The sequence below is a fragment of the Methanomethylovorans sp. genome (genome assembly GCF_050177135.1).
In the GTDB taxonomy this organism is placed as follows: Archaea; Halobacteriota; Methanosarcinia; order Methanosarcinales; family Methanosarcinaceae; genus Methanomethylovorans.
Genome location: NZ_JBFXHJ010000068.1, coordinates 1 through 12,165 on the forward strand (window position 1 = coordinate 1; position 12,165 = coordinate 12,165).

Consider the following 12,165-nt stretch of genomic DNA (forward strand, 5'->3'; position numbering starts at 1 on the left):
TTTGTCATGTGGTCTGTGGAAACAATGCGACATGAAGGTCTTATGGAAGCACAGATCTATGCTCTTCTGGGTGTGGAACTGGAAAGGACCAGCGGAAGGATAACAGGATTTAAAGTTATCCCGCAGGAAGAGATGACACATCCGAGAATAGATGTGCTGCTCACAACATCGGGACTTTACCGTGACACCTTCCCATACCAGATAGAACTGATGGATACAGCGGTCCGCATGGTTGCGCAGCTCAATGAAACAAACGAGACCAACTATGTAAGATGGAACTCACTTGCAATAGAAGATGCAATGCTGGCAGGCGGATATAATGAAAGCGTTGCACACAATGTCTCTATGTCCAGGGTATTCAGTGAGGCCACAGGTACTTATGGTACTGGTGTTACCGAAGCAGTGGAGGCAAGCAATACCTGGGAGAATTCTTCAGAAGTTGCTGACCTGTACATATCCAGGATGTCCAATGTATACGGCAAGGATGTATGGGGTGTCAATTATGAGGATGTGTTCGAACTGAACCTCGGAGGAGTGGATTCAGCCATACACAGTGATACTTCGAACCTTTACGGTCTCATAGACAATGACGACTATTATTCCTACTTCGGAGCACTCGGACTTGCTGTAAAGTCGATCACAGGTGAATCCCCTTCAATGTACATCTCTGACCTGACCAGCGTGGACAACCCGGAGATCATCACACTTGGCGAAGCTTTCAGTACAGAGCTGACCGCGAGGTACCTCAATCCCAACTGGATAACCGGTATGATGGAATATGATTATGCAGGTGCCAGGGAAATGATGAAGACCGTGGAATTTATGTGGGGATGGGAAGCCACTACTCCTGATCTGGTAACTGATTCGGATTGGAACAAGATGTATGAAACATATATACTGGATTCCCAGAACCTTGGACTGGATGAGTTCCTTAAGGATAATGCATATCAGTATCAGTCCATTACAGCAAGGATGCTTGAGACCGTAAGGAAGGATTCATGGGACGCCTCGGACGAAGTGGTCCAGAACCTGGTGAAAGAATATGTTGAATCCGTGGTGGAAAATGGTGTCACATGCTGTCATCATACCTGTGGTAATCCTTCACTCGATGAGTTCATACAGGGCGTAATGTCTGTGCCAGGTCTGGTGGACGAACAAACGGCATCAGACTACAAGAAGCTTATAGAGGAAGCTACCAGTGAGCCAGTGAAGGAAAGCACTTCCAGCCGCAGTAGTAGCCGTGGTTCCAGTGGTCCGAAACTGGAAATTACTAACCAGGCCACAACTTCTACATCAAACCAGACTATAGAATCTCAGATTGGTGCAGGCACAGACCTTAGCCAGCCTGCGCCCGAAGCTCCGAAGTCTACTCCTGAGAACTATGTAGAAGGGTATGAGATGACCAAGGAAACTGTAGCTCCACCTGAAAGCAGTACCCCTACTTTCTCTGGTTCTGATATAGTTGCTATCGTGCTGGTGGTAGGAGCAGCCGGAGCAGTGTTCCTGGGCTTCATGAGAAAGAGGAAAATGTGATATCCTATGGCACTTTTCTCTTCAGGGAAGTGCCTATTCCCTCTTTTAGGCCGATGGCCAGGGAATTGGTTTGGCTATTTCTCTGCCTCTTATATAGAGACAGGAATATCCGAACTTTTTTAGTGGGGATTATTTTCGAAATTCTCTGAAGCAAATTTTTGTTTATAGTGTTGCTCGTAAGGTTAGATAATATATCTTTAAAAGTGGAGCCAATGGTTGGTCTATATAGGCTAAATAGCGAAGTTGATCCCACTTTTTGAAAGGGTTGGTACTATGAAATGGAGAGAGTTACTCTTGATGATCTGTATACTGGCCATGCTGTTCAGTATACAGATAGTAGCGGCAGACGAAAACAAGGTCAATGTAATGTATATTTCATGGACACCGAGCGCTGCTCTTGAAGCTGCAAGCCAGTCCATGGTATACAGTTCAGACGTAGTATATACTTATGTGCCTTCATTTAACACGACCACTTGGACCGGTCCAAGTGACGAACTGCTGGAAGCAGCAAGTTCAGACCTATTGATGGAACAGGATGTGATCTTTACTGATATGTTGTCAAGTGCTGTCTTTGATCCAATGGATATATCGTTCAGGGCTGCAAAGGACAACAGTACTTCATTTGTTGATATAAGGTCTCTGGGAACGCCTGAATATTTCGACTATGTATCCGATGGATCTTCAACGGAGCCAATAGATACATATTATAATAATATGGGTATCGGGACTCCAACAGAAATGCAGAATGCAGAAGACCTCCTTACATATCTATGCAAGAACTACGGCAATAAGCCTCAGATCACAGATAACTGGGGAGGTAAAATACGCATTGTCTATATCGGCTGGCAGCCAAGTGCTGCTTTGGAAGACGCTGCAAGTACGACCAGATTCAATGACAGTATAGAATTTACATACATTCCTTCCTTCAATACTACCACATGGGCAGGCCCCAGTGACGAGCTGCTGCAAGCAGCTTCAAGCGGTTTGCTGCTGCAACAGGATGTGATATTCACTGACATGCTTTCATCTGTTGTCTTTGATCCCCTGAACACTACATTCAAAGCTGCTCATGATGCCGGCATCTCTCTTGTGGATATCAGGTCTATGGGCACTCCCGGATATTTTGACTACATTTCAGACGGTTCCTCCACGCAGTTGATTGATACATATTATAACAATATGGGTACTGCCACTGAAGATGACAGGCTCAATGCAGAGAACCTTGTGCTATATCTGGCAAAGGAGTATGGTGATCATCCTGAGATTACTGATAAATGGGATACAATAAAGATCATGTATCTTTGCTATGCAGCAAACCCGGGCCTGGAAAATGCCAGTCTGACAAATCCGTACAGCCAGAACATAGAATACACTTACATCCCATCCTTCAATGTGACCACCTGGGCTGATCCCAGTGACGAGTTGCTCCGGGCGGCTTCAAGCGGTTTACTTCAGGAGCAGGACGTGATCTTTTGTGATATGCTCTCCAGCAGCATCTATAGTCCTCTTAACCAGAGTTTCTGGGAGGCTCATACGGCGGGCACCGTGTTCGTTGATGTGCGTTCCATTGATACACCGGCATATTTTGACCATGTATATACAGGCGATGAAAATGTCACATTGCTTAACTATTACAACAACATGGGTACACAGACCGATGCCCAGTTAACTAGTGCCGAGAACTTCCTTATCTATCTTGCCAAGGAATATGGCGACAATCCCGAACTTACTGCGGACTGGCAATTACAGGGGTCAGATGCCTCCGTTCTGCCGCAGGTGGGGCTTTACCACAAAGATCATTCAGGGAAATACTTTGAAACAACCCAGGAGTATCTGGAATGGTATTCTACAAATGACGGTACACACCATGTATACGATCCATCAAAACCCACCATTGGTATGTGGTTCCATCGTGATGATATCGCCAACGGCCAGATGGGGGTTGTGGATGCATTGATCTCTGACCTTGAAGGCAAGGATTGCAACGTCATTGTGGGATTCGATACGTTCGATGACATTGTCAAGTACTACTGTGATGAGAACAATCAATCTCTGGTACAGTGCGTCATATCCCTGAAGAGCTTCAGGCTGAACTATTATGACAATGAGAAGGGGGAGCGCGAACTGAGGCAGCTCAACGTGCCTGTATTAAGAGGAATAGTTGTGGACGTTCCGCAGACACCTGATCCGGCAGATGCCAACAGAGGTATACCGAATGCGCAGGTAGTGAGGATGACCCTTGGTCCGAACCTTGACGGCATCTTTGAGTATGTTGTCATAGGAAAGAACGTATATGATTCCACTAACGGTACAAGTGAAGCTGTTCCTATGGACAGCCAGGTGGACTGGATAGGGAACAGGTCCATAAACTGGGCAAAGCTCAAGTTAATGAACAATTCCGAGAAGAAGGTTGCGGTGATCTATTACAACTATCCTTCAGGCAAAGACAATATCGGAGCCAGTTACCTTGATACAATTTCCAGCATGAGGCTCATGCTTCAGGAAATGCAGGATGCTGGTTTCAATGTTACTTCAGTGCCTGAGAACAACACAGAGCTGCTTGATGTGATCCAGGCCCAGGGTATAAATGCAGGGTGCTGGGCTCCGGGTGTGCTCAATGAAATGGTCGGGAACAGAACATCATGGGGACTGCAGCTTATACCCATGGAAACCTATCGCGAATGGTTTGAAGCAGAAATCCCACAGGATCTGCGAGATGAGGTAATAGAAGAATGGGGAGCACCCTGGCAGGAAGACTTAGCCGAAGACAAGAATCTCATGATATGGGAGAACAATTCCGGCAAATATCTGGTGATACCTACCGTACAGTTTGGAAATGTGTGGCTCATGCCCCAGCCTGCCCGTGGTTTCATGCAGAGTGATGACACGTTGTATCACAGTACATTGGTCCCTCCACCTCATCAGTATATAGCCTTTTATCTATGGCTTAATGAGCAGTGGGATGCAGATGCCGTCATCCATCTCGGAACCCATGGCACGCATGAATGGCTGCCAGGGCAAGCATACGGTATGAACAGGACGGCCGAATGGTCCCCATTGCTATTGCAGGACATGCCAAATATCTATCCATACATCGTTGCCAATGTAGGAGAGGGCCTTACAGCGGAATACAGAGGCAATGCCCTGATCATCGATCACATGACACCAACTCTGGAACGCTCTGGCACATACGGACAATTGTCCAATCTGTCACGTTACGTGCAGCAGTACTACGGACAGGAGATGTCCACCCAGACGAAAAAAGGGTATCAGATGATCATTGTTGATGAAATGGTAAAGGCAAATCTCACTACGGACCTGGAGCTGAATGCTTCTGAACTGTACGGATACAATGAAACGCTCTTTGATGTGTTCGTAAAAAACGTGCTGCATGAATATCTGGAAGAGATCGCAAGTGAGAACATACCTTATGGCATGCACATCCTTGGGGAAGTGCCAGCTTCGAACTCTACATCGCCCAACAGGGACGAACTATCATGCATGGTACGTTCCATGATGAAGGGATATTTCGAGGATAATGTCACAGCTGCTTATTATCCTATAGCTGATTATCCATTGGGCATACCGTTGAATGATACAAAAGTGGACTGGTTGGTATGGGAAGTTGTGACCAATGGTACTTCCATATATGACGCAGAGGATATGGTATACGGTTATACCAATGAATCTGTTTTCATAGACCTGGAAAGGGGTCTGGAATATAAGCAGCGGCTCATTGACTCTGCTATAGAGATGGACAGGGTGATCGATGCTTTGAGTGCTGATTTCATACCTGCGGGGCCAGGTACCGATCCGGTGATGAACCCTAATGCTGTGCCTACAGGCAGGAACTTTTACGGAGTGAACCCCGAGCTTTACCCTTCTGAAGCCACGTGGAAGTTAGGAGTAATGCTTGCTCAGGAGTTGTTAGTGGACTACTATGAGGAACATGGTGAATATCCGACAAAGGTATCTTTCTCCCGGTTCGGTGTGGAATTCATTCGCGACCATGGTACGCTGGAAGCTGAAGCCATGTACCTGTTGGGTGTCAAACCGGTATGGGACAGCAATGGTTATGTGGTTGGTGTGGAACTCATACCTGAAGAAGAATTGCTACCCAACTACGATGCTTCCTTGCCGGGAAGACCTCGCATCGATATAGTCTACGCAACTGCAGGTATGCGGGATGCTTTCCCAAGCAAGATCAAAATGCTTGATGATGCAGTGAAACTTGCAAACATAGCTCCTTCCGGGAATTACCCCAACTATGTGAACACCAGTACACAAGCCATATACCAGGATCTTTACGCAAGCCTTCAGGGGTCCTTTGAGACCGAGGAAGAAACTGCTGCCATGGCTGAAACCCTCTCTACCATGAGATGTTTTGCAGTACAGGATGGGACTTATGATATCCTGGTCGGCGATGCCATCGATGCGAGCGGTGTCTGGGAAAGCGAGGATGAGATCGCGACCCTGTATCTTGAGAAAATGGGCTTTGCCTATGGAACTGAACTGTGGGGATACCAATGCCAGGAACTGCTTACATCCAACCTGAAGAACGTGGAAGCATCGGTACATTCGGATTCTTCCAATCTGTATGATACCCTGGACAACGATGATTTCTTCCAGTATTTCGGTGGACTGAACCTTGCGACCAGGTATGTGAGGGAAGACCATCAGACGCCGGAGATGTATGTTTCGGATACGAGGGACCCCAATAATGCCCAGATGACAGGAATGAAGGAATACCTGAGCAAGAACCTGCGTTCCAGGTACTTCAATCCCAAATGGATAGAGGGTATGCAGGGATCAGGATATGCCGGTGGCAGGATGATGGCCGAGTTCGTGGACAATCTGTGGGGATGGGAAGTCACTGACCCCGAACTTGTGGACGATTCCGTATGGGATAATGTCTATAAGACCTATGCCAATGAGGGTATGGAAGAATGGTTCAATGCGGAGAACGCTGGTGCGTACCAGTCCATTACTGGCAGGATGCTGGAAGCGGTCCGTAAAGGATACTGGGAACCTTCTGCTGAAGTTGTACAAAGTCTGACACAGGAATATATGGAATCCGTGGCAGAGAATGGAGCTACATGTTGTCATCACACCTGTGGCAATCCTCTGCTTGATGATTTTGTCCAAGGTGTTGTTTCTGTACCGGGTGTTGTCAGTGAGGAAGTTATCGATAAATATAATCAGCAACTCTACAAGGCAACTCTCCGTGATGATACTGAGGCAAATGATACCACTTCTGCTGAAAAGAGTAAGGGTGGAAGTTCCACCGGTTCTGCACAGGTAAAACCTGGAGGTTCGAGCAACCAGACCACTCAAACAGATGGCGGTGTTGGAACAGATCTGGACAAAGTGCCTCAGGAGTCCATGAGATCAACTCAGGACCCGAACTATGTGGAAGGTTATGAGATGACAACAGAAACCGTGTCCCAGCCGGAAAGCAGCAGTCCTACCTTCTCGGGTTCGGATATAGTTGCTCTTATCCTCGTGGCTGGAGCCGTTGGAGCAGTCTTTATAGGATTCATGAGAAGGAGGAAGATGTGATAGCAGGAATGACCGATAATTATCTGGAAAATCCCCTTAAAGATGCAGATCAGTAGCAGATTTGTCAGTTTACAGAGCCTTGTACTAGGTACAAGGTTTTTATTTTTAACTGGCTTAAAGGAAGGATATTACTGACGCCGTCTTCCGTTATTCATGTATCCATCTCCATTCTGTTAACTAAAAAGAGTAGCTCATAGGTTTTTAGCCCTGTTATATCCTGAACTTGGAAGTAGCTTTTTAATTTTTACTTTTTCAAATACAGTATATCATTCTATCAGCTGATGCATTATATTTCGAGTTACAGTTATCTATACTTTTAATGTAAATTAAATGCTTAAATGCGCTTAGTTGTTATCAAAAAAGCAAATAGATAAGTATATATCATACTTAGTATTTTCATAACTACTAACATACATTCATAACTTAATCTCACACGTTTACAAATACGATGCACGTATTATTGTGGTCCGGTGTTCCTTGAAAATCAATTTGGATTTACCGGATCACATAGTAAAGCAAAGACGGTGGTTATCTTGAGAACAACGATAGGAACTTTTGGAAAGCAAAAAATAGTTGCACTAATGTTAGCATTATTATGTGTCACTATCTTACTATTGCCAGCATCTATGGCTGCTCCATCTGCTGATGCAACAGAAGACTTAGAAACCAGTATGATCTTTGTCAGCAACACCACAAGTGATGCTGATGGTAATTTCATGTTCACGGATGTGCCGAATGGCAATTATGTGATCAAATCTGTTATTTACAGTTCTGCAATGGGAGGTATGTGGCTCACGAACATGACCGAAGTTACCATAGAGAACGGACAGGCAGTGGCCGATATTGATCTTTCCATGAGGAAGAACGATGCTATCGATCACGAAGAAATATTATCTGCACTTCGAACAACAACAGTATCAGGGAAAACGGTATCAAAAACAGGAGAAGCCAGGACAGATGTTGATGTTGTGCTTACCCTTGAAGATGGCAGTTTCTACGCCAATACAACCAGCGATCAATATGGGAACTTTGTTCTCACCGGCATACCCGATGGCAATTATGTGCTCAAGTCAGTGGTTTACAGTACCGCAATGAGTGGCATGTGGCTTACCAATGTGACAAACATCGCAGTCCAGAGTGAGCAAGCGGTAAACGATCTCAGCTTGTCAATGAGGAAGAACGATGATGTTGATCATGAGACCATACTTGCTCTGCTGAACAGTATAAGCTCTCTGGAAAGAACGACCATCTCAGGTAAAACTATATCCAAGACCGGTGAAGCCAGGGCAGATGTGGATATTGTCCTTTTCAAGGAAGTTAATACAATAGTCAGTGAACCCGATAACGCTACTGATACAAGTGACTCCATCCTTAAAACAGAGCTTACTTTTTTCAGCAACACTACGAGTGATGTTGATGGCAATTTCATGTTCACGGATGTGCCGAATGGCAATTACACCCTCAAATCCGTTATCTACAGTTCTGCAATGGGTGGCATGTGGCTTACTAACGTGACCGAAGTTAGCGTAGAAGGTGGTCAGTCAGTTTCTGATCTTAATCTTTCCATGCGGAAGAATGACGACATTGACCATGAAGAAATATTATCTGCACTTCGAACAACAACAGTATCAGGAAAGACCGTTTCAAAAACAGGTGAGAACAGGACGGATGTTGATGTTGTGCTCACCCTCGAAGATGGCAGTTTCTACGCCAATACAACCAGTGATCAATATGGGAACTTTGTTCTCACCGGAATACCCGATGGCAATTATGTACTCAAATCAGTGGTTTACAGTACTGCTATGAGTGGCATGTGGCTCACCAATGTAACAAGCTTCTCAGTCCAGGATGGCCAAGCGATGACCGATCTCATCCTGCCTATGAGGAAGAACGATGATGTTGACCATGAGGCCATACTTGCTCTGCTGGACAGTATCAGCTCTCTGGAAAGAACGACCATCTCCGGTAAAACAATATCCAAGACCGGTGAAGGCAGGGCTGATGTGGCTGTGCTGCTCTTTAAAAAGACTTATACCACTTCAACCACTCAATTATCAAATGCACCACATCTGAACGTGGCTATAATTACAGGCTATTCAAGCCATGATGCACAACTTGCCAATTTTGTTTCACGGGTAAACAGTAACCCTGGCATGAACATCACAGCTAGTTACTGTCTTGCGGACAAGCTCAGTGGTGATGAGGATCTTAGCCAGATGGATATAATTTATGTCAATATGTTCACCCAGACGGCCTATAAGCTGCAGGAGACAGTTGATGCTGCCATTGCAAATGGGTGTGTTGTCATTGGTTACAATACATATCTCAATGAAAACATTCCCTTCATTCCATCACGTTTCAGTGATGAGGACACTTTTAAGTCATACCTGCAGGACTACTGGCTGAATGGCGCATCCAATGATGAGAATTTTGATAATCTCATTTTCTATCTGGCTTCTGAATACTATGGAAGGACAGATCTGGATGTCCAGGAACCTATCGGGCCACCTGAAGGTGCTATCTATCATCCCTCAATGACAGGTACATCTATGGACCTATTCACAAACAGTAGCAGTGCATACTTCCAGTGGTATGCCAACAGGACCGAAGGGCACAGCTTTGATGCAAATGCACCCACCGTAGGTATTGCATTTTATAAATCGTACTACCCTCTCGATATGGAACCATTGGACAAGCTTATCAAAGGATTTGAGGCAAGAGGGGTCAATGTAGTAGCATGTTATGGTTCTTCAACTGCCCCAATGGATGATTTCCTTAACCACAGTACTGACACTAAGGTAGATGTGGTCATATCGTTCCTTTACCGTGGCAACTATTTTGACATCGACAGACTGAACGTGCCTGTAATCAATGGTGTGCTGAACGGTTACATGAGCCTCGAAGAATGGAAGGGAACAACCACCCCGATCCCGGTGCAATATATGCTTAGGCTTTATGGTCCTGAGACAATGGGACTCATTGATCCGATTATGATAGCTGCAGAGGAAAATGATACATTGGCTGGTACGGAAATTTATGCCTCTGAGCCCTCCCAGGTGGAGTGGCTGACAAACCGCACTTTGGCCCAGGCCGGGCTTGGAGAAAAAGATGACGCAGAAAAGAAGGTCGCAATCATCTATTACAACCACGGAGCTGGAAAAGACAACATAGGTGCATCCTATCTTGAGGTTGTACCCAGTATACGCAATCTGCTGGAGGCTATGGCAGATGCAGGTTATAATGTTGATATAAGCAAGATGCCCAATGAAACTGCATTGGTAGACCTGATAGTACATCAGGGTACTAATGTGGGTGGCTGGGCTCCCGGAGAACTTGAAAGACTTGTAGAGAACGGTAGCGTTGAGCTTATTCCTCAGGCTACTTATGAAGCATGGTTCGATGCCTTACCTGAAGACAGAAGAGAAGAGGTAATATCCATGTGGGGAGAAGCACCGGGAGATGTAATGGTCTACACAGCTGACAATGGTAAAAAGTACATTGTGATCCCGAAGATAGAGGTCAGTGATAATGTTATCCTTGCACCTCAACCCACAAGGGGATGGCTGGAGAATAATGATGTGCTCTATCATGATTCGGAGTTGCCCCCACATCACCAGTACATAGCTTTCTATCTGTGGCTTCAGCATGAATATGGAGCGGATGTCATGGTCAATATGGGACGTCATGGGACTGTTGAGTGGCTTCCCGGAAAGGATTTCTGTCTCCTTAGCGAGGAGTGGCCTGCAATTATGACAGGGGACATACCTGTGATATACCCATATGTAATGGATGGTATGGGGGAAGGTATGCAAGCCAAGCGCAGAGGCAATGCAGTAATCATCGACCACCTTATACCACCTGTGATATCTGCCGGACTTTATGGGAATTACAGTGTACTCAGCAGTGAAATAACCACTTATCAGACATCTACTACGGAGTCTGAATCACTTAAACAGTCTCATTTGCAGGAGATCATCGACCTGGTGGTTGATCTGGGAATTGATGAACAAGTAAATATGAGCCTCTCACAGGACAACGAAACGATTGATGCGTTCCTGGAAGAAGTTGATGATGTTCTTTCTGATCTCAAAGGCCAGTCTATGCCTTACGGTCTGCACATACTCGGGGAAGCCCCTCAAGGGGACGAGCTTGTGGGAATGGTTAACTCCATGCTAGGTGATGATTTTTCCACACAGGTGTCAATTTATAATAATTCAGAAAATGCATCAAATGACCTGCTTTCAAAAGTCCTGCTTGAGAACATGAGTTCCAGTGAAGCTCAGATGCAAGTGCTGGGAACAACTTCCGCAGACATGGATGTGCAGCTGAATACTGCTCTTAATTACACAGAGCTCCTCATAGAATCTGAAAACGAGATCAGGCAGATCCTCCGTGCAATGGATGGGGAATACATAGCAGCAAATATCGGAGGAGATCCGGTACTTCGTCCTGAAACACTTCCTTCAGGCAGGAACTTCTATGCATTCGATGAACAGCTCCTCCCAACAAAACAGGCATGGGAAGAAGGCAAGGTCCTTGTTGATCAGTGGCTTGCAGAATACTACGCAGAGAATGGTGAATATCCAACTAAGGTAGGATACATTCTCTGGGCAGGAGAGTCAACACGTCACGAAGGTATAATGGAATCCCAGATCTTCTATCTCCTCGGAGTTGAACCTGTATGGGATGATGGTAATGAAGTAACGGGTATTCAACTGATCAATTCATCAGAACTTGGAAGACCGCGCATAGATGTGATAGTTCAGATCTCAGGACTCTACAGAGATACTTTCCCCATGAAAGTAGAACTCATTGACCAGGCTGTCAGGCTTGCCTACGAGCAGGATGAACAGGACAACTATGTACGTATGAATACGGATGCTTTGCAGGCGGTATTTGATCAGAATATTCAGGATGTTAACCTCTCTCTGGACATTGCGTTGTTCAGGATATTCGGTCCTGCTGACGGGGCCTATGGTACAGGGATGGCTAATGCAGCATCTGCAAGCGATACGTGGAGTAACAGTACAGAACTTGCAGAATTATATATCGACAGGATGAGTTATGTTTACG

General features: G+C 45.5%; 3 protein-coding genes. All 3 read left to right on the top strand.

The annotated features are described in order from the left end of the window. Positions 1 to 1,533: cobaltochelatase subunit CobN (locus tag AB7U21_RS06940; protein ID WP_333786924.1), on the top strand; the 1,533-nt coding region annotated here is incomplete at its 5' end. A gap of 273 nt (positions 1,534 to 1,806) precedes the next feature. Next, positions 1,807 to 7,092, top strand: a complete 5,286-nt coding sequence (locus tag AB7U21_RS06945; protein WP_428387909.1) for a cobaltochelatase subunit CobN — start codon at positions 1,807 to 1,809, stop codon at positions 7,090 to 7,092. A gap of 533 nt (positions 7,093 to 7,625) precedes the next feature. Beyond that, positions 7,626 to 12,165: cobaltochelatase subunit CobN (gene cobN / locus AB7U21_RS06950; protein ID WP_428387911.1), on the top strand; the 4,540-nt coding region annotated here is incomplete at its 3' end.

Coding starts and splice junctions, on each gene's coding strand:
- AB7U21_RS06945 (WP_428387909.1), top strand. CDS start 1,807: ATGAAATGGAGAGAGTTACTCTTGATGATCTGTATACTGGCCATGCTG.